25 protein-coding genes are annotated in these 24,571 nt (G+C 68.1%); 16 read left to right on the forward strand and 9 right to left on the reverse strand.

What is annotated here, in order from left to right:
• The first annotated feature begins 28 nt into the window (after positions 1-28).
• The 3 genes from AC07RV_RS04285 to AC07RV_RS04295 all read left to right on the forward strand — a co-directional run bounded on the left by AC07RV_RS04285 (position 29) and on the right by AC07RV_RS04295 (position 1,755).
• A complete protein-coding gene (locus AC07RV_RS04285) occupies positions 29-682 on the forward strand; it encodes a hydrolase (RefSeq protein WP_296785505.1) in 654 nt (217 codons plus the stop codon).
• A gap of 241 nt (positions 683-923) precedes the next feature.
• A complete protein-coding gene (locus tag AC07RV_RS04290) occupies positions 924-1,280 on the forward strand; it encodes a hypothetical protein (protein ID WP_093352444.1) in 357 nt (118 codons plus the stop codon).
• 76 nt (positions 1,281-1,356) lie between these two features.
• Positions 1,357-1,755, forward strand: a complete 399-nt coding sequence (locus AC07RV_RS04295; RefSeq protein WP_296785509.1) for a hypothetical protein — start codon at positions 1,357-1,359, stop codon at positions 1,753-1,755.
• Positions 1,756-1,930: 175 nt separating this feature from the next.
• On the opposite strand, the gene AC07RV_RS04300 is transcribed toward AC07RV_RS04295, so the two are convergent.
• The 4 genes from AC07RV_RS04300 to AC07RV_RS04315 form a co-directional block, all read right to left on the reverse strand.
• Positions 1,931-2,515, reverse strand: a complete 585-nt coding sequence (locus tag AC07RV_RS04300; protein ID WP_444852452.1) for a DUF695 domain-containing protein — start codon at positions 2,513-2,515, stop codon at positions 1,931-1,933.
• Positions 2,491-3,264, reverse strand: coding sequence for a DUF1444 family protein (locus AC07RV_RS04305; RefSeq protein WP_296785515.1), 774 nt, complete (start codon positions 3,262-3,264; stop codon positions 2,491-2,493). Before AC07RV_RS04305 ends, AC07RV_RS04300 begins: the two co-directional genes overlap by 25 nt.
• A 265-nt stretch (positions 3,265-3,529) precedes the next feature.
• On the reverse strand, positions 3,530-4,321 hold the full coding sequence (locus AC07RV_RS04310) for an SDR family NAD(P)-dependent oxidoreductase (RefSeq protein WP_296785518.1): 792 nt from the start codon (positions 4,319-4,321) through the stop codon (positions 3,530-3,532).
• 34 nt (positions 4,322-4,355) lie between these two features.
• A complete protein-coding gene (locus AC07RV_RS04315; RefSeq protein WP_296785522.1) occupies positions 4,356-5,303 on the reverse strand; it encodes an alpha/beta fold hydrolase in 948 nt (315 codons plus the stop codon).
• 119 nt (positions 5,304-5,422) lie between these two features.
• Between AC07RV_RS04315 and AC07RV_RS04320 the strand changes: the two genes are divergently transcribed.
• The 3 genes from AC07RV_RS04320 (at position 5,423) to AC07RV_RS04330 (ending at position 7,595) form a co-directional block, all read left to right on the forward strand.
• Positions 5,423-6,349, forward strand: a complete 927-nt coding sequence (locus AC07RV_RS04320; protein ID WP_296785525.1) for a LysR family transcriptional regulator — start codon at positions 5,423-5,425, stop codon at positions 6,347-6,349.
• A gap of 640 nt (positions 6,350-6,989) precedes the next feature.
• Positions 6,990-7,325, forward strand: coding sequence for a patatin-like phospholipase domain-containing protein (locus tag AC07RV_RS04325; protein WP_296785528.1), 336 nt, complete (start codon positions 6,990-6,992; stop codon positions 7,323-7,325).
• Positions 7,326-7,334: 9 nt separating this feature from the next.
• Positions 7,335-7,595 (forward strand): hypothetical protein, encoded by a 261-nt coding sequence (locus tag AC07RV_RS04330; RefSeq protein WP_495338093.1) that lies wholly within the window; start codon positions 7,335-7,337, stop codon positions 7,593-7,595.
• 27 nt (positions 7,596-7,622) lie between these two features.
• Here AC07RV_RS04330 and AC07RV_RS04335 read toward each other — a convergent pair whose 3' ends face one another.
• Positions 7,623-8,114 (reverse strand): GNAT family N-acetyltransferase, encoded by a 492-nt coding sequence (locus AC07RV_RS04335; RefSeq protein ID WP_296785533.1) that lies wholly within the window; start codon positions 8,112-8,114, stop codon positions 7,623-7,625.
• A gap of 31 nt (positions 8,115-8,145) precedes the next feature.
• On the reverse strand, positions 8,146-9,096 hold the full coding sequence (locus AC07RV_RS04340) for an AraC family transcriptional regulator (RefSeq protein WP_296785535.1): 951 nt from the start codon (positions 9,094-9,096) through the stop codon (positions 8,146-8,148).
• A gap of 258 nt (positions 9,097-9,354) precedes the next feature.
• On the opposite strand from AC07RV_RS04340, the gene AC07RV_RS04345 reads away from it, so the two are divergent.
• From AC07RV_RS04345 to AC07RV_RS04355, 3 genes are read left to right on the forward strand one after another with little or no spacing between them, the layout of a single operon-like run.
• On the forward strand, positions 9,355-10,842 hold the full coding sequence (locus AC07RV_RS04345) for an aldehyde dehydrogenase family protein (RefSeq protein WP_296785538.1): 1,488 nt from the start codon (positions 9,355-9,357) through the stop codon (positions 10,840-10,842).
• Positions 10,843-10,899: 57 nt separating this feature from the next.
• Positions 10,900-12,003 carry an NAD(P)-dependent alcohol dehydrogenase gene (locus AC07RV_RS04350; RefSeq protein WP_296785541.1) on the forward strand — a complete coding sequence of 368 codons (1,104 nt, stop codon included), beginning with the start codon at positions 10,900-10,902 and terminating at the stop codon, positions 12,001-12,003.
• 32 nt (positions 12,004-12,035) lie between these two features.
• Positions 12,036-13,526 (forward strand): DUF1254 domain-containing protein, encoded by a 1,491-nt coding sequence (locus AC07RV_RS04355; protein WP_296785543.1) that lies wholly within the window; start codon positions 12,036-12,038, stop codon positions 13,524-13,526.
• A gap of 9 nt (positions 13,527-13,535) precedes the next feature.
• Here AC07RV_RS04355 and AC07RV_RS04360 read toward each other — a convergent pair whose 3' ends face one another.
• The 3 genes from AC07RV_RS04360 to AC07RV_RS04370 all read right to left on the reverse strand — a co-directional run bounded on the left by AC07RV_RS04360 (position 13,536) and on the right by AC07RV_RS04370 (position 16,663).
• Positions 13,536-13,922, reverse strand: a complete 387-nt coding sequence (locus tag AC07RV_RS04360; protein ID WP_093352478.1) for a response regulator — start codon at positions 13,920-13,922, stop codon at positions 13,536-13,538.
• 31 nt (positions 13,923-13,953) lie between these two features.
• Positions 13,954-14,976, reverse strand: a complete 1,023-nt coding sequence (locus AC07RV_RS04365; protein WP_296785551.1) for an alpha/beta hydrolase — start codon at positions 14,974-14,976, stop codon at positions 13,954-13,956.
• A gap of 145 nt (positions 14,977-15,121) precedes the next feature.
• A complete protein-coding gene (locus AC07RV_RS04370) occupies positions 15,122-16,663 on the reverse strand; it encodes an alpha/beta hydrolase fold domain-containing protein (RefSeq protein ID WP_296785556.1) in 1,542 nt (513 codons plus the stop codon).
• Between the two features lie 179 nt (positions 16,664-16,842).
• Here AC07RV_RS04370 and AC07RV_RS04375 point away from each other — a divergent pair, with 179 nt between their 5' ends.
• Genes AC07RV_RS04375 through AC07RV_RS04405 form a run of 7 tightly spaced genes read left to right on the forward strand, consistent with a single transcriptional unit; the run spans position 16,843 to position 24,533 of the window.
• Positions 16,843-17,718, forward strand: coding sequence for a fumarylacetoacetate hydrolase family protein (locus tag AC07RV_RS04375; protein WP_296785561.1), 876 nt, complete (start codon positions 16,843-16,845; stop codon positions 17,716-17,718).
• Positions 17,715-18,512 carry an alpha/beta fold hydrolase gene (locus tag AC07RV_RS04380; protein ID WP_296785565.1) on the forward strand — a complete coding sequence of 266 codons (798 nt, stop codon included), beginning with the start codon at positions 17,715-17,717 and terminating at the stop codon, positions 18,510-18,512. Before AC07RV_RS04375 ends, AC07RV_RS04380 begins: the two co-directional genes overlap by 4 nt.
• A 2-nt stretch (positions 18,513-18,514) precedes the next feature.
• Positions 18,515-19,822, forward strand: a complete 1,308-nt coding sequence (locus AC07RV_RS04385; RefSeq protein ID WP_296785571.1) for a metal-dependent hydrolase family protein — start codon at positions 18,515-18,517, stop codon at positions 19,820-19,822.
• A 38-nt stretch (positions 19,823-19,860) separates the two neighbouring features.
• Positions 19,861-21,156 (forward strand): metal-dependent hydrolase family protein, encoded by a 1,296-nt coding sequence (locus tag AC07RV_RS04390; protein WP_296785574.1) that lies wholly within the window; start codon positions 19,861-19,863, stop codon positions 21,154-21,156.
• Positions 21,153-22,103, forward strand: a complete 951-nt coding sequence (locus AC07RV_RS04395) for a branched-chain amino acid ABC transporter permease (protein ID WP_208512424.1) — start codon at positions 21,153-21,155, stop codon at positions 22,101-22,103. The genes AC07RV_RS04390 and AC07RV_RS04395 overlap by 4 nt, the downstream gene beginning before the upstream one ends.
• A complete protein-coding gene (locus AC07RV_RS04400; protein ID WP_296785579.1) occupies positions 22,100-23,257 on the forward strand; it encodes a branched-chain amino acid ABC transporter permease in 1,158 nt (385 codons plus the stop codon). Before AC07RV_RS04395 ends, AC07RV_RS04400 begins: the two co-directional genes overlap by 4 nt.
• Positions 23,258-23,270: 13 nt before the next feature.
• Positions 23,271-24,533 carry an ABC transporter substrate-binding protein gene (locus AC07RV_RS04405; protein WP_296785582.1) on the forward strand — a complete coding sequence of 421 codons (1,263 nt, stop codon included), beginning with the start codon at positions 23,271-23,273 and terminating at the stop codon, positions 24,531-24,533.
• Positions 24,534-24,571: the final 38 nt, after the last annotated feature.

Consider the following 24,571-nt stretch of genomic DNA (forward strand, 5'->3'; position numbering starts at 1 on the left):
GCTGACAGCGGCAACACAGGAACCAGCAATGACTTCTCGCAACGGCCTCTCTTCGCTTCTTCGCCCCGAAGACTCGGTCCTCGTCCTGATCGACCACCAGCCCTACCAGCTCGCGAACCTGAACAGTCACGAACCGCAGATGGTCATCAACAACACCGTCGGCCTCGCGAAGGCCGCCAAGGCCTTCGGCGTTCCCACCATCCTGACGAGCGTGATCGCCGAGCGCGGCGGCCTCCTCTTCCCCCAGCTCACCGAGGTCTTCCCCGGGCAGGAGGTCATCGACCGTACGTTCATCAACACCTGGCAGGACAAGGCGGTGGTCGATGTGGTCAAGGCCACGGGCCGCAAGCAACTGATCATCGCGGGTCTGTGGACCGAGGTCTGCGTCGCGATGCCGACGATCCAGGCACTCGGCGAAGGCTGGGACGTCACCGTGGTCACCGACGCGTCCGGCGGCGTCTCCGTCGAGTCGCACCAGGTCGCGATCCAGCGAATGATCGCGGCCGGCGCGAACATGCTCACCTGGCTCGCGGTCGCCTCGGAATGGCAGCGCGACTGGGCGCGCACCGAGAGCGCCGCTGCATTGACCCAGGTGATCATGCAACACGCGGGAGGCAGCGGCATCGCATACCTCTGGGAACAGCAGTTGCTCAACACGCCGGTGCCTGCCAAGGCGGCCTGACGGGAAAAGGGGGGATGGAGCGCTTCCGTCGAGGCGTTGCGAAGGCTGAACGCCGGCTCGAGCCACTTCATCCCCGCAGGGCCTGGGCGCTCGCGCATGGACCGCGGCCAGGCCGAATGGCGCGGACGGCATCGGGAGAACCGAGGAGCCGGCTGTCGCAAAATGCGGCGAAGGCCACATCGTGGCCGCGACGGCTTCGTGACGAATCCGTGCTTTCGACCGCCCTCGCCCCTTCGATGCCATGCGTGACTTTCTCTATTACTCGCTGATGCTCCTGCTGGGATTCGCCTGGTACCGCTTCGGGCAGAGCCTGCTGAAGAAAGGCAATCGCGACGAGAACGACGAACTCACCAAGGGCTTCGTCGGACCGGTCGGCTTCCTCGTGGCGGGCGCCATCGCGTGCTATCTCTTCGTCTCCACCTTGCGCGCGCTGATCCGGGGCGAGGTGCCGTGCCTAGGCAAGGCCTGCTCGGGGCAGGTGTATGCGCTGGCGACGCATGCGGGAGAGTACTGGTCGAACGTCTTCTACATGGTGTGGCTCGTTCTCGCGCTGGGGTATGCGCTGTACGTGACGTTCAAGATCTGGTTCCGGGTCTGATGCTCGGCCTTGGATGAGAATTGCGCACCGGCCGATGCATGAGGCCGGCGTGACCCGTCATGCAAGGAATCGACCCATGCGCCTGTACAGGCTGTTCATCCCGATGATTGTTTCGACCGCCGCCTTGTGCGCAGGGGTCGCGAGCGCGGCCGAACTCTGTTCCCGGGCTTCACCGCGCGCGGGCGCCGAAGTCACCCACACGCACGGCTTCGACTTCATCGTCGATCCCCAGCCGGTTCCGAATTCGTTCACCGGTTGCCAATACGGCTGGATCGGCGATGGCAACGCACCGTCCGCCATGGAGAAGGTCATCACCGCCTACTACGTCGCTGGCCGCGTGCAGTGGTACGAAGCACGCTGGCCCGATCGCCCGCTGCATCGTTGCGTGTACGAAGGCGGTGTCATCGCGCCCGGCAAATCCGTCAATGCTTCGGCATGCCCGGTCAAGGAAGCCGATGCCCAGGTGCCGCGTTGAAGCGGGAGCGACATCGACGCCTCCATCGCGCGCTGGAGCGATCCCTATGACCCCTGCGGCCGCGCGAACGGCGGCGTGGTTCGTGGCGGCTGCTGCACGAGAACTCGAAGCCTGGCTGCACAACGCAGCTCGCGGTTGAAGTTCCGAACGCCGCGCTTCCGCATCCAGCGTGCCCTCACAGCCGGCGCCGCTCGACCCGAATTCGCTTTCCTTGGTGAACGGTCCACCCGGCATCGTCGATGGTCGAGAAGATGAATACGCGCTCGTTGTTCGAACTCGCCTTGCGCATGGCCGCCGCAATGTCGACCGTGTCGTCGACGTAGATCAGCCAGAGCCGAATCCCATCGCCCGCTTCTGCCATCACCAGCTTGGAGTGGTGTCCCTCTTCAAGCGCCAGACAGAGCTCATCCTCCAGCCGACGCAAGGCCTCGAGTTCGGTTTCGCTCGGCATCCCCTTGTCTTCGCCACCGTAGGCAGCCGTCACGCGCACCAGACGCGACATGCGGCGCAGTTCGTCGGCCTTAGGCGCTCGATCCAGGATCCTGCCGACGAGCCGTTTCCCGCCATCGGTCTCCCCTTCCACGATCAGCCACGGCTCGACCGCCTGAGGTTGCGCCCACAGATGAGCAGGGAGCAAGGGCACCGCCGCAACGCCGAGCGTGAACGACAGCCAACGGCGCCTTGAACATGGCAGCGCCGCTGTCGAATGGCCGCCTCGAACGATTGGCTCCGGGCTCATTGCGCGCGCAATGCCTTCCAACTGCCCCGATCCCTGACCAACACCGCATCGGACACCGAATAAGGCTCCCCGCGAACGACACGCGCGACCAGTCCACGCAACTTCGCCACCTGGTCGGGCTGGTCTGCGCGCGTGAAGAAAATCCAGTCCCCGGTCGGCACGGCCATGGCCACGGGTCCGCCGGCCAGGGCCTCCAGCCTGGTCCAGAGCGCGGGGTCGAAGACCCTCGACGATCCCAGTCCATCGTTGGCGGGCATGAAATGGACGCCCTCCATCCCGTTGATGGGCTCGGCCTTCAACGCGGGCAGGCGCGCGGCGTTGCGCGACGCCAGCTCGGCGAGCGTCGTCACCGTCAATCCGGCTTTGGCCATGTCTTCGAGGTTGATGAACCGAACCGTCTTCTCGCTGTCGACGACGAACAGCGTTTCGATGCTTTCGGCGAAGGGCATGACCACCAGCTGCTTGTCGGGCTCCTTGATCCGCTCGGTGGCCCGTGTTCCGAAGCCGGACCGGCGCAGCACCGGGAACACTTTTTCGCCCACGAACGCACGCTGCGCCGAGTCCACCGAGGCGACGGAGACAACGCCCCGGACGAAGTTCGCAATCTCCTCGTCGCAGCGATCGGCACGGGATTCGCAGGACTTGCGGACATTGAAAAGATAGACCGTCGACGCGCTCTTGCTCGCGATCTTCAATTCGTTGTCGGTCACGACGGTCACGCCGATCTCCGGGGCCTCGCTCCGCAGTGCCCGCAAGACCTTGTCGGTCAAGCCGTCCGCCTGGCAAACGCCGGCGCCCAGGCTCGGCACCGCCACCGCGGCCACCCACGACGCACGCCGAAGGCGCCCGATGCGGATCGGCGGCCGTGTCGCTGCGTGCTCGCTCACCACTGCCGCACCACCATTGCGCGTCTCCTCGCGATCGTTGAACCCGTTGTCGGGTGTCGAGCCCGCATCGCCAAGCGGCGTACACCGCCCCGCGATTCGACCGCACGATACCAAAGACGGCCTCGAGGAGCGCCCCGCGCCAGCGAACTCAGAAGGCGCTCTTGACCACGCCCCCATCGACGCGAAGCGCCGCGCCCGTGGTCGCCGACGCGAGCGGACTCGCCACATAGGCCACGAGCGAGGCCACCTCCTGCGGCGACGCAAAACGCTTGATCAGCGAGGTCGGGCGAACATGGTCGAAGAACTCCGCCTCGACCTGCTCGAAGCTCTTGCTGCTCGAGCGCGCCATGCCCTCGACGAAGTCGCCGACGCCACGCGATTTCGTCGGTCCGGGCAGCACGCTGTTCACAGTGATGTTCGTGCCGGCGACCGATTCCGCGAGCCCGCGCGACACCGCGAGCTGCGCGGTCTTCGTCACGCCGTAGTGGATCATCTCGGTCGGTATCTGCACCGCGCTTTCGCTCGAGATGAAGATGATCCTGCCCCAGTTCGCCCGCTTCATCTCCGGCAGCACCAGGCGCGCGAGCCGCACGCCGCTCAGCACGTTGACGTCGAAGAAGCGCAGCCAGTCCTCGTCGGGGATGTCCTCGAACGCCTTGGCCTCGAAGATGCCGAGGTTGTTGACGAGGATGCCGATGCCGGGATGGCGGCGCACGACCTCCTCGGCGGCCTCGGCCTGGCTGAGGTCCCCGGCGTAGCCGACGACCGTGCCCTGCGTCTCCGAGCGGATGCGCTCCACCGCCTCGTCGACCGATGCCTGCGACCGGCCGTTGACGATGACGCTGGCGCCCTCGCGGGCCAGCGTGTGCGCGATCGCATAGCCGATGCCGGCGGTGCTGCCGCTGACCAGGGCCAGCTTGCCCTTCAGTTGTAGATCCATGTCGATGCTCCTTGTGTCGATGACGGGACGGGTGTCAGCCCAGGAAATTGACCAGCGCGGGAATGACCTGGTCGGGCGCCTCTTCCATCAGCCAGTGACCGGACCCCTTGACGATCACGCCCTGCACGTTGGTCGCGACCATCTTGCCCTGTTCGATCAGGAAGGTGCCACCGGCCTTTTCCCCGGAGAGAACCAGCATCGGCATGGGCAGCGGCGTCTTGCCCAGTTCGGCGAACTCGGCCGCGTCCTGCTCGAAGGCCTTGAAGTATTCGAATCCGGCGCGCATGCCGCCGGGCTGCGCATAGGCCTTGGCATAGAAGCGGCGATCGGCCTCGGGCACCGAGCGCTTGGGGTCGGCCGCGAAGTCGTTCCAGAAATGCTCGAAGTAGATGCGCTCGCGTCCGTGCACCAGCGCCAGCGGCGTCGCGCCGTGGAAATGGAAATGCCAGAGGTCGCGCAGCAGCCAGACGTTCTGCCATTGGCCGATGCCGGGCAGGAAGGCGTCCATGAGCACCACCTTGTCGGTCTCCGAGGGGAACTGCGCGGCATAGGCATAGGCCACCATCAGGCCGATGTCGTGGCCGACGATGCTCACGTTGCGGATGCCGAGCGACTTGACGAGCTCGTGGATGTCGACGGCCATGTTCTTCTTGCCGTAGCCGCTCTCGGGCTTCGACGAGTTGCCCGCGCCGCGCAGATCGGGCACGACCACGGTGTGCGTCTTGGCCAGCAACGGCATCAGCGGGTTCCACATGTGGCCGGTCTCGGCATAGCCGTGCAGCAGCACGATGGCCGGCCCGGTGCCGCCGATGCGGTAGTCGATGCGGGTGCCGTTCACCTCGGCGCTGCCTGCGCGAAAGCCTGGTACCGCGTCGACTGCGGGCGCGGCGTGCGCCACGGGGCCGAAGCTCAGCGCGGCGCCGAATGCGGCGGCGCCGGCGATCAGCGCGCGGCGGGTGGGGGCGGGATGGGTGGTGTTCATGTCTAGGCCTTTCGGTCCGTGTTTTGGGGTGAAGCGAATTTATGATTCAGCTTCACTTCCAGAAAGGCCCCAAAAGTGGTTTACTCATTCAGCTTTCATGAATGATTGGAGCCAGGGCCATGGACCGATTGCGTGCGTACGAGGTGTTCGTGACCGTGGTCGCGCGCGGCAGCTTCGTCAAGGCGGCCGACGCGCTCGACACCTCCCCGGCCAACGTGACGCGCTACGTCAACGAGCTCGAAGCCCACCTGCGCACGCGGCTGATCAACCGCACCTCGCGCCGCCTGTCGCTCACCGAGGGCGGCGAGGCCCTGTTCGACCGGGCGAAGTCGATCCTCGAGGAGGTGGCCGAGACCGAGGCGCTCGCGACCACCGCCTCGCTCCAGCCGCGCGGGCGGCTGCGCCTCAATGCGCCGCTGAGTTTCGGCAGCCTCGTGCTGGCGCCGCTGTGGCCGAAGTTCATGGCGAAGTACCCCGACGTCGAACTCGACATCGCGCTCATCGACCGCGTGGTCGACATCGTCGAGGAGGGCTACGACCTGGCGATCCGCATCTCGCGGACCACCTCGGGCAATCACATCGCGCGCAACCTGGGGCGTTCGCAGAACCTCGTGTGCGCCTCGCCCGACTACCTGGCGAGGCATGGCATGCCCGAGGTGCCCGCGGACCTGTCGCGGCACCTGTGCCTGGGCTATACCTACGGCGCGACCTCCGACGAGTGGCAGTTCGCCGGCCCCGGCGGGTCGCTGGAATCGGTTCGCGTGCGCTGGGCCCTGCGGGCCAACAACGGCGAAACCGCTCGTGCGGCGGCGCTTGCCGGCGCCGGCGTCATCTGGCAACCGAGTTTCGTGATTGGCGACGACGTGCAGGCCGGGCGACTGGTCGAGGTCATGCCCGGCTATCGCATGCCGCCGATCGACATCCTCGCGATCTACGCCAGCCGTCGCCATCTCAGCGCGAAGGTGCGGGTGATGGTCGACTTCCTGGTCGATGCGCTTCAGAGTTCGCCGCGGGAAAAAGTCGAATCGGCGATGGCGGGCCATTGATATCCAAACGTCTTGCGAGGCCTCCTGTTCAATTGCCTCGCCGTTGCGTCGCACGGAAAGTCCTCGAACCGTATCTACTGACAACACGCAATACCGACAGTCCCGCAGCGAACTAATTTCGGCTTGACGAATGGACAGGCCTCGCACAATCTCCGTCGAGGGGAGTGGCTGTGGAGAGAGGGGGTCGAGATGACGATTCGTATTCGCGCCCAGCACGCGCGCCTTGCCCTTCAACGCGAAACGCTGGCCATGCTCGTCGCATACAGCTCCGTCGGGCTTTGGGTGATTTTCTGGTTTGGCGATTAGCGGTAATTCGAAAAAATTCATGCCGGCGCGGCGCGCGAGGAAGCACATTGCGCCTCGCATTCCATCACCATGGGTGGCCGATGGCGTGAAGTTCCGAAAAGCCCGGTCTCACCGATTCCGGTGCCCGAGCCATGGCGAACTTCGCAGGCTCCTGATTGACCTCGCAACCTCCGCCATTCCCCACTGAAATCCGTTGTCAGCCAATAGACCTGATTGGCAATTTCTCCATTGCATCGAGATATCCACTGCAAAAAAAGTAAGGTGCAATTGCAATAGCGGCACTCGACACTGCGACTCCCCGCATGGGATCAACTCACCTGAAGGAGCTTTCGCAATGTCGACGCTTCCCGGCCATTACACAATTCTCTCGTTCGTCGGCGGCGGCATCCGCGGCCTGCTCTCCGCCACCATCCTCCAGCGCCTGTACGACGCCAACAAGGCGCTGCTGGACGAAACGAGAATGCTCGCCGGCGATGAACTGAACTTCTACAACGCCATGAACCCCGACCCGCGGACGCCCGCCTACTCGATCGACAAGGTGCTGGGCAGCCAGAAGGCCATCCACTTCGACACGAAGATCGCCGACGCGCGCAAGGACGTCCTGCTCGTCTCGTTCAACGTCGGCCAGGTCGAACCCGACCGCGACAACAAGATGATGCCCACGCCGTGAAAGCCGATGATGTTCACGAACATGCTCGGCAGCGACCGGGACCGGCTGGACGGCCTCGACGGCAACGGCGACACCCCCATCGCGGTGGCCGCGACGTCCAGCGGCGCCATGCCGGGACAGCTGGGGTCCATCGACGGGAACGTCGATGGCGCCTTCTTCGACTGGGGCGCCCAGCAGTGGAACACCGAGGACTGCTACGGCGTGGCGCTGGACTACCAGAAGGACACGCCGATGGCCTTCTGCTTCCTGCCTCCGACCAACGAAGGCTGAGAGCCTGCGGCGCGCTGATTGTGCCCGCTAGAGCACCATCAGCATCTCGTGCCAGGACATCCCGCCATGGTCGGACGGCGAAGGCCTCACGTAGCCGTACCCCTGCCGTGCATAGAGCGCCACGTGGCGCTCCTTGCACATCAGGTGGATCGTTTGCTTGCCGGCCTGCCGCATCTGGTCGACGAAGGTCTTCATCATCACGCTGGCATACCCGCGCCCCTGGAACAGGGGATCGATGACCACGGACATGATCACGACGTTGGGCGCGGCGGCGTCGTGGCCGACCAGCTCCTTGAAGGCCTCGTCCGACATCACGACCTCGTGCGCGCACCCGCTGTTGATGAAGCCGATGAGCTGCCCCTCGAGCTCCATGATGAGAAAGCCCTGCGGGTACTGGTCGATGCGCGTGCGGATCTTGGCCAGGGTGGCGGCTTCGTCGCCCTCGTAGGCGCCGATCTCTATCGCGTAGCAGCGTTCGGCATCGGAAGGAAGGGCCTGGCGGAAAACGGGTTCTGGCATGGATGAGGGGTTGGAACGAGGCATGCGCCCATCATGCCGTCCGGCGATGGCGCGCGCGCAGGGTGTCCGATGGCGCCTCGCCGAATTGCGCCTTGTACTGCTGCGCGAGGCGGCTCAGATGAAAGAAGCCGTGGGCGAATGCGATGTCCGTCACCGTGTCGTCGTCAGCGCCATCCAGCAATCGCTCGCGCACCTGCGCGAGGCGGATCTGCCGCAGGTAGGCCGTCGGCGTCATCCCCCGGTGCGCCTGAAACGCGAGCTGCAAGGCGCGCACGCCCACGCCCAGCGACGAAGCGATGTCGGACACCGTCAGCGACAGGTCCGCGATGCGGTCGTGAATGAGCGCCTCGGCCAGGCCCGCAAGGCGCGCGGGCCGCGATACGGGCCGCTCTCCGCGCATCCAGCCGGTGTAGTTGTGCGGATGCCCGTGCAGCAGGGACATGAGAACGAACTGCTCGAGCGAACGATACGCCGGGGCCGGCAGCGCAGCAGGCAAGGTGTCGACCAGGTCCCACACGCCGGACCATGAACGCTCGAGCGCCGGCGTGAACGGCACGGGGTCGAACTTCAGCCCGTCGTCGAGCGGACGGCCGACGAGGCTGGCGCAGCACGCCTCCAGCGTCGCCGTGTCGGGCCGGAAGGTGATCTGCTCGAAGCTGGCGCCGAAATCGAAACGGGTGGGCCGGCCGGCCGATACGGGGATCGTCGTGCCGGCGCGCCAGGTGGCGCTGCGGTTGCCCTGCAACACGGTGCCTTCGCCGGCGGTGCAGCGCATGAAGAGGAACAGGCCGGGGAACTCGCCCGCGTCGACCTCCACGCGCGCGCCGTAGGCGAGCTGGACCAGCGCCAGCGGCCTCGCCTCGGTCGCGCTCAGCCGGGTGTCCAGGGCCTTGGCCCGGCGATCCAGGTGGAGCTCGTGCGGGCAGTACACGGCGCCCACGGCGTGGATGGCTTCGTCGAGATCATGGGTCCGATAGTGCATGGTCGCCCCTTCCACAGACGGCGCGACAGCTTCTGCATGCTGCCGCCGGGCCCGCATTCTAGGGGTGCGCTCCCCCGCGCTCCCTCGCTGAGCGGCGCGATGCGGGAACGCCCGGAGCCCTCGTCCTGCGCATCGCGGATAGCGCTTCGCATTCCGGATCGCGGCGCGGCGCGTCTTCCTGAAGACTGGCGCCAGCCGAGCCGACCGTGCCCCACAGGCCGGTCGCGCCCCCATCCATCCATGCACAGGAGTCCCTTGATGAGCTCGATCCACGACCTCGGTCTTTCCGAAACCTACGGTGCCTTCATCGACAACGCGTTCCAGCCGGTCGACGGTCCGACCTTCGAGGCGCGGCATTCGGGCACGGGCGAGCAGATCGCGCGCATCGCGCGCTGCGGCGCTGTCGAGGTCGATGCGGCCGTGCGGGCCGCCACCAGGGCCTTCCCGGCCTGGCGCGCCACCGCGCCCGAGGAGCGCTCGGCCCTGCTGCTGAAGCTGGCGGCGGCCGTGGAAGCCGACCAGCAGCGCCTCGCGCGCATCGATTCGATCGACATCGGCCGGCGCCTCTTCGAGACCGGCCTCGATCACCAGTTCGCGATCTCGCAGTACCGCTACTTCGCGGCCGCGGCCCTCACGCACGAGGGATTCGGCCGCCCGATCCCCGGCGGCTACCTGGTCGCCAAGCGCGAGCCCTATGGCGTGTGCGGCCAGATCATTCCGTGGAACGTGCCCGCGATCATGGCGGCCTTCAAGATCGCGCCGGCGATCGCGGCGGGCAACACGGTGGTGCTGAAGCCCGACGAGAACGCCTCGCTCAGCACGCTGGAGCTGTGCCGGCACATCGCGAAGATCTTTCCGCCCGGCGTCATCAACATCGTGCCCGGCTTCGGCGAGGAGGCCGGGGCCGCGCTGACCGCGCACCCCGGCGTGGCGAAGCTGGCCTTCACGGGCAGCAGCGAGGTCGGGCGGATCATCTCGCGCGCCGGCGCCGACCGGCTGGTTCCGGTGTCGCTGGAACTGGGCGGCAAGAGCCCGAACATCATCTTTCCCGACATCGAGGACATCGACGCGGTAGTCGACAACGCGATGTTCGCGACCCTGTACTGCAACGGCCAGTCCTGCCTCGCGGGTACCCGGCTGTTCGTGCACGACGCGGTCTACGACGCCGTGATGGACCGCCTCGTCGCCGGCATGGAGCGCGTGCGGGTCGGCGCGGCGCTCGCGCCCGACACCGTGCTCTCGAACCTCGTGTCGCCCGAGCAGGGCCGGCGCGTGATGAACTACATCGACATCGGCAAGGCCGAGGGCGCGCGGCTGATGACCGGCGGCAGGCGTATCGACGTCGAGGGGCAGGCCCACGGCCACTTCATCGCGCCGACCGTGTTCGAGGCCGACAACAGCATGCGCATCGCGCAGGAGGAGATCTTCGGCCCGGTGCTCAGCGTGATCCGCTGGAAGGACCACGACCGGATGATCGAGGAGGCCAACGGCGTGCGCTACGGCCTGGCCGCCGGCCTCTACACCAGCAACCTGCGCAACGCCTGGGACACGGCCGACCGGCTGCAGGCCGGCTCGGTGTGGATCAACCACTACTTCAACCTCGCGAGCGGCTCGCCCTTCGGCGGCTTCAAGGAGAGCGGGATCGGCAGCGAGTACTGCCACGAGACGCTCAACATGTACACGCACCTCAAGGCCGTGACGATCCAGACGCAGGTGGCGGCCCCGTGGTTCGCCCCCAGGGCCTGAGCCCGCGGCACGCAGCACTCCGCCCTCCCCACTCCCTACATCCAAAGAGGTCATCCCATGCAGATCACAGCCGCCGTCATGCGCGAGAAGGGTGGCAAGTTCACCCTCGAGGACATCGAACTGGAGGCGCCACGCGACGACGAGGTGCTCATCCGCATGAAGAGCTGCGGCGTCTGCCACACCGACACCCTGCCGCGGGACCAGGTGGTGCCAGCGCCCTTCCCCGCGGTGTACGGCCACGAAGGCGCGGGCATCGTCGAACAGGTCGGCAGCCGCGTGAGCAAGCTGAAACCCGGTGATCACGTCGTGATGAGCTGCAACTTCTGCGGCCACTGCGACACCTGCCAGACCGGCAAGCCCATGTACTGCCGGCACTTCTTCAAGGCCAACTTCGGCTTCGCGCGCATGGACGGAACGCCCACCATGCACAAGGGCGGCGACGTCGTGCACGGGGCCTTCTTCAACCAGTCCTCGTTCGCGACCTACGCCCTGGGCACCGAGCGCAGCGTGGTGAAGATCCCGTCGGACGTGCCGCTCGAGATCATGGGCCCCCTGGGCTGCGGCGTGCAGACCGGCGCGGGCGCGGTCATCAACTCGCTGCGCCCGCAGGCCGGCGATTCGATCGCCATCTACGGCGCGGGATCGGTCGGCCTCTCGGCGCTGCTCGCGGCCAACGTGACCGGCTGCGCGATCCGCATCTGCGTCGACCCGAACGAGGCGCGCCTGCAGTTCGCGCTCGAGCTCGGCGCCACCCACGTCGTCAACCCGCGGATCACCGATCCGGTGCGGCGCATCCAGGAGATCACCGGCGGCGGCGGCACGCAGTTCTCGCTCGAGACCTCGGGCAACCTCACGGCCCTGCGCCAGGCCGTCGACTCGATCCAGATCATGGGCGAGTGCGGCATGATCGGTGCACCCGCCTTCGGCAGCGAGATCGGCCTCGACACCTGGGGCCTGCTGCTGGGCCGCAAGATCCGCGGCATCTGCGAAGGCGACTCGGTGCCGGACCTGTTCATCCCGAAGCTGGTCGAGCTGTATCGGCAGGGGCGCTTCCCCTTCGACAAGCTGATCCGGTTCTATGCCTTCGACCAGATCAACGAGGCCGTGGAAGACGGCGAGCAGGGCCGGACCATCAAGGCCGTGCTGCGTTTTCCAGACTGACGCAGGCTGCAAGCTTTCGAGGACCGATGTTCATGGCATTGAATCGACGAGGCGCCTTCAAGCTGGCCACGACCCTGGCGCTTCTGAGTTCGAAACCCACGGCCGCGGGCACCGGCCAGGGCGCGGGCACGCACCCCGCGGTCGACACGCAGGCCGGCGCGCTCGAGTTCGAGCTCGGCATGCCCACGGCGCGCACCGTGGACGACCTCTACCAGGCGCTCGACCACCAGAGCGCCGTGATGAGCTATCTCTGGGCCATCCCGACCGTCGGCATGGAAAGCGCGCGGCAGATGCTGGTCGACAACGCGGGCGCGCGCAGCGGCGACTTCGTGCGGGTGTCGGGCTACCGCGACGTCAGCGCGATGCTCGGCTCGAACGTCACCACGCCCTATGTCTTCGCCTTCTTCGATCTTTCGCGGCAACCGCTGGTGCTGCACTATCCGCCGGGTGCGACCGCGGGCTCGCTGATCGACTGGTGGGACCGACCCCTGTGCGATGTCGGCATGACCGGGCCCGATGCGGGCCGAGGCGCCGTGTTCGTGCTGCTCGGTCCAGGGCAGCAGGCGCCGGGCGAGCTGCCGGCCGGCGCGCACCTGCTGCGATCGCGCACCTTCAAGGTCCTGCTGTTCTGCCGCGGACTCGATGCCGACCTGGCGCAGGTGGAAACGGTCTTCTCGGCCCTGCGCGTCCATCCGCCCGGCCAGCAGCCTGCCGCGGCAAGGACACGCCTGCTGCGCTTCAAGCACGAGGGCGAACTGACGAGCATGGCGCATCCGAGCGGCCTCGCCTACTGGCAACGGCTGGCGAACGCGCTGCGGGGAGAGCCCGTGGAGGATCGCGACCGCTTCTTCGCCGCCCTGCTCGCGCCGCTCGGCATCGGCGCCGATCGCCCCTTCGCACCCGATGCCCGGCAACAGGCCGTGCTGGAGAAGGCCGCGATCGTGGGCGAGGCCACGGCCAAGGCCATCGCCTTCCGCAAGCGCATCCCCGGCATGCGCTATCGCCCCGACACCCACTGGGAATACCTGATCGCGCCCGGCTTCGACAACGCGCAGGACGTGCCCGGCGGCACGCTGTTCGAGGAGCGCACGGCTTTCTTCTACGAAGTCACCGGCACCTCGGCGGCCGTGCTGACGCGAACGCCCGGCGTCGGCGCGGCCTATCTCGCCGCCTACTACGACGCGAAGGCGGCCCCGTTCGACGGCGCGCGCAGCTACCGCCTGCGCGTGCCGGCGGACGTGCCCGCCAGGCTGTTCTGGTCGGTCACGCTGTACGACACGCAGACCCGCGGCCTGATCCAGAACGCGCAGCAGATCGTCGATCGCTCCTCGCGCCAGGACCTGGCGAAGAACGCCGATGGGTCGGTCGACATCGTGCTGGGCCCGACGCCTGCGCCGGGCCTCGAGAAGAACTGGATCCCCACCACGCCCGGACATTCCTGGTACGTCTATTTCCGTCTCTTCGGCCCACTCTCGGCCTACTTCGACCGCACCTGGGTGCTGCCCGACATCCAGGCGCTGTAGCGCACGGCTTCAGGACCGGTCGACCGCGCGCTCCGTCTCCTCGAGAAAGCGCAGCAGGCCCTCGATCTCCGTCGACTTGTCGAACACCGCATCGGCGCCCAGCAGCAGCGCGCGCTCGCGCATGTCCTTGGTCGCGAAGTTCGAGAAGATCACCATGCGCTGGCGCGGCAGGCGATCCCTGCAGCCCATCAGCACGCCGAAACCGGTGCCGTGGCGCAGGAAGAGATCGACCACGGCCACGTCCCATTGGCCATCGGCATCGTGCAGCCAGGCCACGGCCTCGGCCTGGGTCTCCGCACTGCCGACCATGTGCACGGGCGCAAGCTCCTCCAGCGTCGCGATCAGGCTGTCGCGAATCAGGGGGTTGTCCTCGACGAGGTAACCGGTCAGGCTCATGGTGTTTTCGCCATCGTGTGGACCCGGGCCCTCAGGGCGCGAACGACCGCCGCAGCCGCTCGCCCGCGAAAGCCTGCGCGTCCCTGGCCTTCTCGAGCACCGCCGCGGCGCCGAAGAACTCGTGCGCCACGCCTTCAAATTCCTTGCGCGCGACCTCTACGCCCGCGTCGATCAGGGCGCTCTCGAGTCTCGCGCCATCGCTGCGCAGCGGATCGAGCCGCGCATTGACGATGGTGACCGGTGCCAGCCCGGCCAGCGGCGCATCGACCAGCGACAGCCGCGGGTCGTCGAGGTCCTGCTCGCCGCGCGTCACGTGGGTGAAGAACCAGTCCATCATCGCGCGGTTGAGCGGCTTGGCGATCGCGTTCTCGAGGTAGGACTCGGTGTTGCGGCTGGTCTGCGTGACGGGGTAGACCGACAGCACGTGGCGCGGCGCGCGCAGGCCGGCGTCGCGCGCGGCGATCGCCGTGGCCACCGCGAGATTGCCGCCGGCCGATTCGCCCGCGAGCGCGAGGCGCGAGGCGTCGCCGCCGAACGAGGCCGCGTGCTCGATCAGCCAGCGGTAGGCCGCGAGCGCGTCGTCCCATGCGGCCGGAAACTTGTGCTCGGGCGCGAGCCGGTAGTCGACCGACAGCACCATCGCCTGCGCGGCCGCGGCCAGGCCGCGCGCGCCGCCGTCGTACACCTGTCGGTTGGCGATCACCCAGCCGCCGCCATGGAAATACAGGACGACGGGAAAGGGCCCCTGCCCCGCGGGCGTGTAAAGCGTGGCGGCCAGCGGGCCGGTGGCGCCATCGACCGTGAGCTCGCGCGTGGTCACGCCCGGCACCAGCGCCTCGGGCACGGCCGAACGGTTCTGCTGCTCGAGCAGCTTCTTCACGGCATCGGCCACGGTCGGCTGCCGGCGTGCCTCCTCGGGCGTGAGTTTCTCGATCGCCTCGGGCTCGAGGGATTCGTGGGCCTTGGCCACCGCGATCTGGTCGTCATCGGCGCGCAGGGCCGCCACGACGTTGGACACCGCATTGATCACGGGATTCGGCTTCTTGTCGCTCATCGGTTGGCTCTCCTGGGAATGAAGTTGAAGCAGGTTGAGCAACTTGTACGACGCGAGGCCCCCCGGTGGTTTGTCGGACGTGGGCGCGCCACGTCGTGGGGCTTCCAGACCCCCGCCGTGGCGCGGCCCGCGCGAGGACCGGGGATCAGCGCGCCGGATCGGCGAGTCCGAGCAGGCCCAGCGCCTGCCGGTGCGTGCCCGATGCGGGGTCCGCGAGATCGGCCAGCACGCTCATGTGGTTGCGGTTCGCGGGCCGCTCGGTGCCCACCACCACGCGGCGGCCCCAGGCGCTGGCGATCAGCTCGGCCTGGCGGTGGAACTCCTCGCTCTCGTCGCCACCGACCACCGTCACCAGCGTGCCCTGCTTCGGCGCGGGCATGGCGGCCGGACTCAGCCGCAGCGCCGAGGCCTCGGTCAGCCCGATGTCGGCCGCGAGGAAAGGCGCGTGCCGCAAGGGCTCGAGCTCGTAGACGCCCGAGATCGGCAGCGCAGACTTGACGAGATCGCGCGGCAGGTCGGGCTCGACCCGTTGCCAGTCGCAGGCCAGCAGCATGGTGGCCAAGTGGCCGCCGGCCGAATGGCCCGCGACGACGATGCGCGCGGGATCGCCGCCATGCGCCGCGATGTTGCGATGCACCCAGGCCAGCGCCTGTGTCATCTGCCGCGCGATGTGCTCGATGTCGACCGCCGGGCACAGCGCATAGTTGAGCTGCACGAAGGTGGCGCCCGCATCGGCCAGCGGCGGCGCGAGGAAAGCATGGTCGCGCTTGTCGAGCGCGCGCCAGTAGCCGCCGTGGATGTAGACGAAGACCGGCGCCTTCCCCCCACCCGATGCGGCCGGCAGGATGTCGAGCCGCTCGCTCTCATCGTCGCCGTAGGCCAGGTCGCGAATCCACTCGGGCCGCTGCAGCGCCTGCGCCGATGCATCGGCCCAGAACTTCAGGATCGACGGATGCTCGGGAATGCGCGCGCGGTTGTTGTACTGCGCATCGAACCATTCGGGCGCCGGGGGCGGCGTCGATGCCGCCGCTGCCTCGGCCGCCGCGCGCTTCGCCGCCGAGTCGCGCAGCGCCGCATCGACCAGCGCATCGGCCATCCACAGCGCGGTGCGTTCGACCTCGCGGTCCTCGAGGCCCCAGATGTCCTTGAGCACCACGTAGGGCTCGATGCCGTAGACGATCGAGAGGGCATGGTGCAGCCGGTCTCGCATGCGCGGGCTCAAGAGCGGCGACATCGGCTCGAGCGCGTGCTCGAGGATGCGCACGCGATGGCCGCGCCGGTACGGTTCCTCGGCCAGCAGGCCCGCGCGCTCGAGGCCCCATTGCTCGAGCGAGAGCTGCGCCGCGGCGCGCATCGGCGCCTCGAATTCCTTGAAGCGCGGAAAGGTCTGGCAGAACAGCTCGTGCAGCCGCTCGCGGCCGTTCGGGTTGTCCGACGCCATCTGGCGCACCGGGCCCAGCGAGCTGTCGACCACCGCGGTGACCAGCGCGCTGCGGCTCGGGAAGTAGCGGTAGGCGGTGGCGCGCGACACGTTCGATCGCGCCGCCGCTTCGGCCACCGAGGGAATGTGGCCCTTCAATCGAATGATGTCCATCGCGGCCTGCAGCAGCTGGCGGAAGGTGGCGGCGCGAACGCCGCGTTCCGGCGCGCGCGGCGCCTCGCTCGGTGTGTGCTTGAGTCTTGCCATCGGGTTTGTACGGGGTTCGGAAATGCGGAAGTCGTCTTGTGGAGATGGTGACACGGCTCGTATGATCCGCGCACCCAGATTTGAGACGCAAGTCTCAAAAATCCCTAGATGACTTCCGGAGCCACCGAGGCGATCGGCGCACAGCGCGACGACCTCGGGGCCATATGGAGACAAAGTCGATGCGCTTCGCAAGCTGGAGTTGGGGTGGCCGCAACCATGCGGGCACGATCTCGGCCGACGGCCGGGAAGCCACGCCATTGGCGGTGGGCGACGCCTCGCGCGGCGTGCTGCCGCTGATCGAGGCGCTGGCACGCAACGAGCCGCTGCCGCAGCCCTCGGGCACGCGGCTGCCGGTCGAGGTGATCACCCTGCGCGCACCGCTGCCGCGCCCGCTGCGCGGCCTGTTCTGCGTCGGGCGCAACTACCGCGCGCATGCGGCCGAACTCGCGGGCTCGGTGTTCCGCAGCAGCATGCCCGAGAGCGATCCGTGGCCGATCGTGTTCGGCAAGCTCGGCGAATGCGTGATCGGTCCGCACGATCCGGTGCGGCTGCCGCGGTCCTCGGTGTCGGTGCAGATCGACTACGAATCCGAGCTCGCCGTGATCATCGGCCGCGGCGGGCGCGACATCCCGCGCTCGCAGGCGATGGAGCACGTGTTCGGCTACACCATCGTCAACGACGTCACGGCGCGCGACGTGCAGATGCGCCACCAGCAGTGGGACCTCGGCAAGAGCTTCGACACCTTCTGCCCGATGGGCCCGTGGATCGTGACCGCCGACGAGATGGATGGCCGTGCCACGCGCGTGCGCGGCTGGGTCAACGGCGCGCTGCGCCAGGACGGCCTGACGCGCGACATGATCTTCGACATCCCGACGCTGATCGAGACCTGCTCGCGCGGCATCACGCTGCATCCGGGCGACGTGATCGCCACCGGCACGCCCTCGGGCGTGGGCATGGGCCTGAACCCGCCGCAATGGCTGGGCCGGGGCGACACGGTGCGCATCGAGGTCGACGGCATCGGCGTCATCGAGAACCGCTTCGAGGCCCTGGCATGAGCTTCCAGCTCATCGACCGCATCGCGGTGGAGGACGAGGGCGAAGGCTCGGTGGTCGTCTGCGTGCATGGCCTGGGCGGCAGCTCGAACACCTACACGCCGCTGATGCCCGCGCTGGCGCGCCATCGCGTGGTGCGCATCGACCTGCCCGGCAGCGGCCGCTCGCAGCGCGCCGAAGGGCCGCTCACGATCGAGCGCTACGTAGCGACCGTGCTCTCGGTCTGCGAACGCCTGGGCATCGCGCGCGCGCACTGGGTCGGCCATTCGATGGGCACCATCGTCTGCCAGCACATCGCCGCGGCACATCCCAAGTGCGTGGCGAGCCTCGCGCTGTTCGGCCCGCTGATCGCGCCGCCCGATGCTGCACGCACCGCGATGAAGGCCCGCGCCGACAAGGCACGCGGCGGCGCGGCCGGCATGCACGAGATCACGCAGGCGCTGCTGCAGGGTGCGATCTCTGCCGACACGCGCCAGCGGCTGCCAGTGGCGGTGGCCTTCGTGCGCGAGAGCCTGATGCGGCAAGAAGGCGAAGCCTATGCGCGCAGTTGCGAGGCCCTGGCCGGCGCGCAGCCCGCGGCGGTGGAGAACATCGAGGCCGCGGTGCTGCTGGTGACCGGCGACGAGGACGGCGTGGCGCCGCCGCAGGCCGTGCGCGCCATGGCCGACCGGCTGCACCGCGCCGCCAGCAAGCGCGTGGTGGTGCTGCCGAAGTGCGGCCATTGGACACCCGTCGAGCGCCCCGACGAGTGCCAGCGCGAGTTGCGCGAATTCCTGGCGGCGCAGGCGAGGAGTTGACCGTGGCCGACGTGCTGTTCACCAACGTCCGCATCTTCGACGGCGGCGGCGAGGCGCCCTTCACCGGCGACGTGCTGGTGCAGGGCAACCGCATCGCGCGCGTCGTGAAGACTTCGCACGGCGCGCGCTCCGCGCCCGTGCATGGCGCCCAGGTCATCGACGGCGCGGGCGCCTTCCTGATGCCCGGCATGGTCGAGGCCCACACGCATTTCTCGTGGAACGACCAGCCCAGCCTCGACGCGATCCAGCGCATGCCGCCCGAGGAGCACATCCTGTGGTGCGCCGAGGTCGCGAAGCGCTACCTCGACATGGGCTGGACCAGTTGCGTGGGTGCCGCCACCGCCAAGCCGCGGCTCGACGTGGTGATCCGCAACGCCATCAACGACGGCACCATCGTCGGCCCGCGCTACCTGGCCGCGAGCCAGGAGATCACCGTGCCCGGCGGGCTCGGCGACACCACGCAGCCGCACCTGCCGCAGCCCGAGTTCGCCTTCGGCGCGGTGGTCAGCGGCGCCGAGGAGATGCGCCGCTGCGTGCGCATGTTCGCCAAGTACGGCGTCGACTCGCTCAAGATCAATCTCTCGGGCGAGTCGATCACCGGCATGCCCAGCGAGATGAGCCAGTTCACCGAGGAGGAGATCCGCGTCTGCGTGGAGGAGGCCAAGGCCTGGGGCAAGCGCGTGGCCGCGCATGCGCGCTCCACCTGGTCGATCAAGCAGTGCGTGAAGCACGGCATCGAGGTGATCTACCACGCGAGCTTCACCGACAGCGAGGCGCTCGACCTGCTCGAGGCGCACAAGATGGAGCACTTCATCGCGCCCGGCCTCGCGTGGCTGATCAACACCTGCCACCACGCGAGCCAGTGGGGCCTGACGAAGGAAGTCACCACGAAGATGGGCTATCACCGCGAGCTCGACGCAGCGGTGGAGAGCATGCGCGCGATGCGCAAGCGCGGCATCCGCATCCTGCCCGGCGGCGACTACGGCTTCGCCTGGACGCCGCACGGCACCAATGCCAAGGACCTCGAGTACTTCGTGAAGTACGTGGGCATGAGCCCCATGGAGGCGCTGCTGTCGGCCACCGCCTGGGGCGGTCCGATGATGCGCATGGGCAAGGTGCTGGGCTACATCCGCGAGGGCTACCTGGCCGACATCCTGCTCGTCGACGGCGATCCGCTGGCCGACATCACGGTGCTGCAGGACAAGTCGCGCATCCTGGCCGTCATGAAGGACGGCGAGTTCCATCGCGCCCCGCCGCTGCGCCAGGCGCAGGGCCTGCGCGTCGCACCTCCCACCCGCTGGGCCGCCTAGGCTCGCCCGCGGCCACAGAACCCCGACCGGAGCACCGCATGGCCGACGTCGTCTTCACCAACGTGCGCATCCTCGACGGCACGGGGCAGAACCCCTACAGCGGCAGCGTGCTGGTGCGCGGCAACCGCATCCGCCAGGTCGGCCGCAGCACCGCGCCGATCGCGCCCGGCGGCGCCACCGTGATCGACGGCGCGGGCGCCACCCTCATGCCCGGCATGTGCGAGGCCCACACGCACTTCTCGTGGAACGACGCCGCCACGCTCGCGGCGATCCAGACCATGCCGCTCGAGGAGCACGTGCTGTGGTGCGCCAAGGTCGCGAAGCGCTACCTCGAGGCCGGCTTCACCTCCTGCGTGGGCGCGGCCTGCGCCAAGCCGCGGCTCGATGTGGTGATCCGCAACGCCATCAACTCGGGCCAGATCCCCGGGCCGCGCTACCTCGCGGCGAGCCAGGAGATCACGGTGCTCGGCGGCCTGGGCGACGAGACGCTGCCGCACCTGCCCTTTCCCGAGTTCAGCTTCGGCGTGAACATCTCGGGCGCCGACGAGATGCGCAAGGCGGTGCGCCTGTTCCTCAAGTACGGCGTCGACTCGATCAAGCTCAACCTCTCGGGCGACAACTTCACGCCGCAGTCGCCCTCGGAAACCACCTGGATGCTCGACGAGGAGGTGGCCGCGGCGATGCGCGAGGTCAAGATCCGCGGCAAGCGCGGCGTGGCGCATGCGCGCTCGTCGGAGAGCGTGAAGCAGGCGCTGCGCCACGGCATCGACCTGATCTACCACGCGAGCTTCGTCGACGAGGAGGCGCTCGACATGCTCGAGGCCGCGAAGGACCGCGTCTTCGTCGCGCCCGGCATCGCCATCCTCTACGCCATGCTGCACGAGGCCGAGCCCTATGGCGTGACCTACCAGATGGCGGCCGACATGGGCTACCAGATCGAATGGGACGCGGCCTGCGTCTCGCTCGCCAAGATGCACAAGCGCGGCATCCGTGTGCTGCCCGGCGGCGACTACGGCTTCGCCTTCACGCCGCACACGCAGAACGCGCGCGACCTCGAGTTCTTCGTCAAGTACCTGGGCTTCACGCCGATGGAGGCGATCCGCTCGACCACGCTGTACGGCGGCCAGATCATGATGCGGCCCGACGACCTCGGCCTCGTCAAGGAAGGCTACCTCGCCGACCTGATGCTGGTCGACGGCGACCCGCTGGCCAACCTCTCGATCCTGCGCGATGCGAAGCGCATTTTGGCCGTGATGAAGGACGGCGAGTTCGCCAAGGCACCGGCGATCGCGTCCGAGCGCGGCTGGGACCGGGGCTGGGAGCGCGCCGCATGACGCGCGCCGCACTCACGCGCTGGGCCCTGTGGCTGGTGCTCGGCGTGCCGATCGCGGTGTTCGCGGTCTGGGCCGTGGCCGACAACGCCTCGCTGTTCTTCAAGACCCTGCTCAACGGGCTCACGCTGGCCTCGCTCTACTTCCTCGTGGCCAGCGGCTTCACGCTGGTGTTCGGGCTGATGCGCAACGTGAACCTCGCGCACGGCTCGCTCTACCTGTTCGGCGCCTACGTGGGCTGGTTCGTCGGCGAGCACACCGGTTCGTGGGTGCTCGCGGTGATGGCGGGTTTCCTCGCGGCCGCGGTGCTGGGCCTGCTGATGCAGTTGCTGGTGTTCCGCCACATGCAGGGCCAGGACCTGCGCCAGACGCTGGTGACCATCGGCCTGTCGATCGTGTTCGCCGACCTGATGCTGTGGATCTGGGGCGCCGAGATCTACACCTTCGATCCGCCCTCGTGGATCTACGGCTCGACCACGCTGCCGCTGGTCGAGAAGTTCCCGACCTACCGGCTGGTGGTGCTGCTGGCCTCGGTGCTGATCGGCGTGGGCCTGTGGCTGCTGCTGGCGCGCACGCGCATCGGCATGATGATCCGCGCCGGCGTCGACGACCGCGGCATGCTGGCCGCCTCGGGCGTCAACGTGCAGCTGGTGTTCGCGCTGACCTTCGCGATCGGCGCCGGCCTCGCGGGGCTGGCCGGCGTGGTCGGCGGCACGGCCCTGTCGATCTCGCCGGGCGAGGACACGCGTTACCTGCTGGCCTCGCTGGTGGTGGTGATCGTCGGCGGCATGGGCAGCGTGGTCGGTGCCGCCATCGGCGCGCTGCTGATCGGGCTGGCCGAGCAGTTCGGCCTGGCCTATGCGCCGACCTACAGCGTGGTCTTCACCTTCGTGATCATGGTGGTCGCGCTGGCCTTCAAGCCGCGCGGGCTGATGGGGAAAGCCGCATGAGCGCGGCACAGTGGCGCCGTGCCATGAAGTCGGGCGGGTCGATGCCCGCGCAGGAGGCGCGCGTCACCGCGTTGCCGCGCGCGGTCGCATCGCCATCGCAACCCGCCGAGCCGCCGCCGGCCCATGGCGAGCTGCCGCGCTGGCTGGGCAGGCTGCTGCGCCCCGTGCGCTGGCGCCATCTGGTCGTGGCGCTGCTGGTGCTGGTCTATCCCTTCGTCGCCTCGCCCTTCTTCACCTTCCAGATCGGCGCCCAGTCGCTCGCGCTCGGCCTGATCGCGCTGTCGCTGACCTTCCTCGGCGGCTATGGCGGCATGGTCTCGCTCGCGCAGATGACGGTGGCGGGCTTCGCGGCCTACGTGGTCGCGATCGTGGGCAGCAGCAGCAACACGGCGATCAGCCTGGGCTGGCCCTGGTGGCTCGCGGTGCTGGTGGCACTGGCGCTGGCCACGCTGTTCTCGGCCGCGGTGGGCTGGCTCTCGGTACGCACCGAGGGCATCTACACCATCATGATCACGCTGGCCGTGGGCGTGGCCTTCTTCTACCTCGCGCAGCAGAACTACACGCTGTTCAACGGCTTCCAGGGCTTCAGCAAGCTGGCCGCGCCCACCGTGTTCGGGCTCGACCTGCGCGAGCCCGTGCCCTTCTACCTGCTCACGCTGGGCTGCTCGGTGGCGGGCTACTTCTTCATCAAGCACCTGATCCGCGCGCCCTTCGGCGTGGCGCTGCAGGGCATCCGCGACAACCCGCGCCGCATGCAGGCGCTGGGCTTCGACGTCACGGCGCACCGGGTCGCGGCCTACGCGGTGTCGGGCTTCCTGGCCGCGGTCGGCGGCGTGCTGCTGGTCTGGTACAACGGCCGCATCTCGCCCGGCACGCTCGGCATCGGCGCGATGATCAACATCCTCATCATCGCCGTGCTCGGCGGCATGAAGCACCCCATCGGTGCCTTCATCGGCGCGATCGTCTTCGTGCTGCTGCAGAACTTCGCCATCGACCTGGTCGACCGCGAACGCTTCAATCTCGTGATCGGCGGGGTCTTCCTCGCGATCGTCCTCTTTTCCCCCGACGGACTGCTGGGCCTGTGGCATCGCTTGCGCACGCGCCTGGGCGCACCTTTCCCCACCCGTGGCTCAGGCCGCATTCACCAGCGATAAGAAGGAGCGAGACATGAAGAGAGTCGAGAAGGTGTTCGGACGCAGCATCGTCGCCGCCGCGGCATTGTTTGCGATGGCCGGGGCCGCGGGCCTCGCGCAGGCGCAGGAAACCCTCAAGATCGGCCTGCTGGCCTCGCTCGAGGGACCGTTCGCGGCGCCGGGCCAGGACGGCATGCGCGGCGCCGACCTCGCGCTGAAGGAGAAGAAGGGCATGGCCGGCGGCAAGAAGATCGAGTTCGTGAAGGTCTCGTCGGACGCCACGCCCGACAAGGCCGTGAACTCGACGCGCAAGGCGGTCGAGCAGGACAAGGTGCAGATCATGATCGGCCCGCTGTCGGGCGACGAGGGCATCGCGGTCAAGAACTACGCGAAGACGCAGCCCAACGTCACCTTCATCAACGGCTCGGCCGGCGCGCAGGCCGCGACGCTGCAGGACCCGGCGCCCAACTTCTACCGCTTCAACACCGAGGGCGCGCAGTGGATGGTGGGCCTGGGCGAGCATGCGCTGTCCAAGGGCTACAAGCGCACCTTCCTGATCGCCGAGGACTACGGCTTCCCCTACTCGCAGGTGCAGGGCTTCATGGCCAGCTACTGCGCCAAGGGCGGCAAGGTGGTCGACAAGGCCTGGGTGCCGCTGGGCACCAAGGACTACGCCTCGGTGATCGCGAAGATCCCGAAGAACGTCGATGCGCTGGTGGTGGTGCTCGGCGGCTCCGACGCGGTGAACTTCCTGACCCAGTACGAGCAGGCCGGCGGCGACAAGCCGATGATCGGCGGCTCGATCACGGTCGACCAGACGGTGCTGAACTTCAAGGGCAAGCGCCGCGAATCGCTGCTGGGCACGGCCTCGGCGGGCCCGATGGCCGACTCGATCGACACGCCCGAGTGGAAGAAGTTCGTGGCCGACTACAAGGCCAGCTTCAAGGACGGCTTCCCGAGCCCGTCGCTGTTCGCCTACCTCTACTACATCAACACCAAGGCCACGCTCGATGCGCTCGACGCGGTCAAGGGCGACCTGTCGAACAACCAGAAGGCCTACCGCGAGGCGCTGCAGAAGACCAACTTCAAGGGCCCGGCCGGCGACGTGAAGATCGATGCCAACCGCAACGGCGTGGGCACGACCTACATCACCGAAGTGAGCAAGGCGCCCGACGGCTCGTTCTACAACAAGGTCGTGAAGTCGGTGCCGAACATCTCGCAGACGCTGGGGCTGTCGGAGGCCGAGTTCAAGAAGATGGGGATGGGCACGCGCGACGTGCCGGACTGCCGGACCTGAGGCCGGCGACCACCGTCGTACGAACGCGCGGGGTCCGC

The organism is Variovorax sp. GW821-FHT09B01 (genome assembly GCF_059418345.1).

Coding starts and splice junctions, on each gene's coding strand:
- AC07RV_RS04285 (WP_296785505.1), top strand. CDS start 29: ATGACTTCTCGCAACGGCCTCTCTTCGCTTCTTCGCCCCGAAGACTCG.
- AC07RV_RS04290 (WP_093352444.1), top strand. CDS start 924: ATGCGTGACTTTCTCTATTACTCGCTGATGCTCCTGCTGGGATTCGCC.
- AC07RV_RS04295 (WP_296785509.1), top strand. CDS start 1,357: ATGCGCCTGTACAGGCTGTTCATCCCGATGATTGTTTCGACCGCCGCC.
- AC07RV_RS04310 (WP_296785518.1), bottom strand. CDS start 4,321: ATGGATCTACAACTGAAGGGCAAGCTGGCCCTGGTCAGCGGCAGCACC.
- AC07RV_RS04315 (WP_296785522.1), bottom strand. CDS start 5,303: ATGAACACCACCCATCCCGCCCCCACCCGCCGCGCGCTGATCGCCGGC.
- AC07RV_RS04320 (WP_296785525.1), top strand. CDS start 5,423: ATGGACCGATTGCGTGCGTACGAGGTGTTCGTGACCGTGGTCGCGCGC.
- AC07RV_RS04325 (WP_296785528.1), top strand. CDS start 6,990: ATGTCGACGCTTCCCGGCCATTACACAATTCTCTCGTTCGTCGGCGGC.
- AC07RV_RS04330 (WP_495338093.1), top strand. CDS start 7,335: ATGTTCACGAACATGCTCGGCAGCGACCGGGACCGGCTGGACGGCCTC.
- AC07RV_RS04335 (WP_296785533.1), bottom strand. CDS start 8,114: ATGCCAGAACCCGTTTTCCGCCAGGCCCTTCCTTCCGATGCCGAACGC.
- AC07RV_RS04340 (WP_296785535.1), bottom strand. CDS start 9,096: ATGCACTATCGGACCCATGATCTCGACGAAGCCATCCACGCCGTGGGC.
- AC07RV_RS04345 (WP_296785538.1), top strand. CDS start 9,355: ATGAGCTCGATCCACGACCTCGGTCTTTCCGAAACCTACGGTGCCTTC.
- AC07RV_RS04350 (WP_296785541.1), top strand. CDS start 10,900: ATGCAGATCACAGCCGCCGTCATGCGCGAGAAGGGTGGCAAGTTCACC.
- AC07RV_RS04355 (WP_296785543.1), top strand. CDS start 12,036: ATGGCATTGAATCGACGAGGCGCCTTCAAGCTGGCCACGACCCTGGCG.
- AC07RV_RS04360 (WP_093352478.1), bottom strand. CDS start 13,922: ATGAGCCTGACCGGTTACCTCGTCGAGGACAACCCCCTGATTCGCGAC.
- AC07RV_RS04365 (WP_296785551.1), bottom strand. CDS start 14,976: ATGAGCGACAAGAAGCCGAATCCCGTGATCAATGCGGTGTCCAACGTC.
- AC07RV_RS04370 (WP_296785556.1), bottom strand. CDS start 16,663: ATGGCAAGACTCAAGCACACACCGAGCGAGGCGCCGCGCGCGCCGGAA.
- AC07RV_RS04375 (WP_296785561.1), top strand. CDS start 16,843: ATGCGCTTCGCAAGCTGGAGTTGGGGTGGCCGCAACCATGCGGGCACG.
- AC07RV_RS04380 (WP_296785565.1), top strand. CDS start 17,715: ATGAGCTTCCAGCTCATCGACCGCATCGCGGTGGAGGACGAGGGCGAA.
- AC07RV_RS04390 (WP_296785574.1), top strand. CDS start 19,861: ATGGCCGACGTCGTCTTCACCAACGTGCGCATCCTCGACGGCACGGGG.
- AC07RV_RS04395 (WP_208512424.1), top strand. CDS start 21,153: ATGACGCGCGCCGCACTCACGCGCTGGGCCCTGTGGCTGGTGCTCGGC.
- AC07RV_RS04400 (WP_296785579.1), top strand. CDS start 22,100: ATGAGCGCGGCACAGTGGCGCCGTGCCATGAAGTCGGGCGGGTCGATG.
- AC07RV_RS04405 (WP_296785582.1), top strand. CDS start 23,271: ATGAAGAGAGTCGAGAAGGTGTTCGGACGCAGCATCGTCGCCGCCGCG.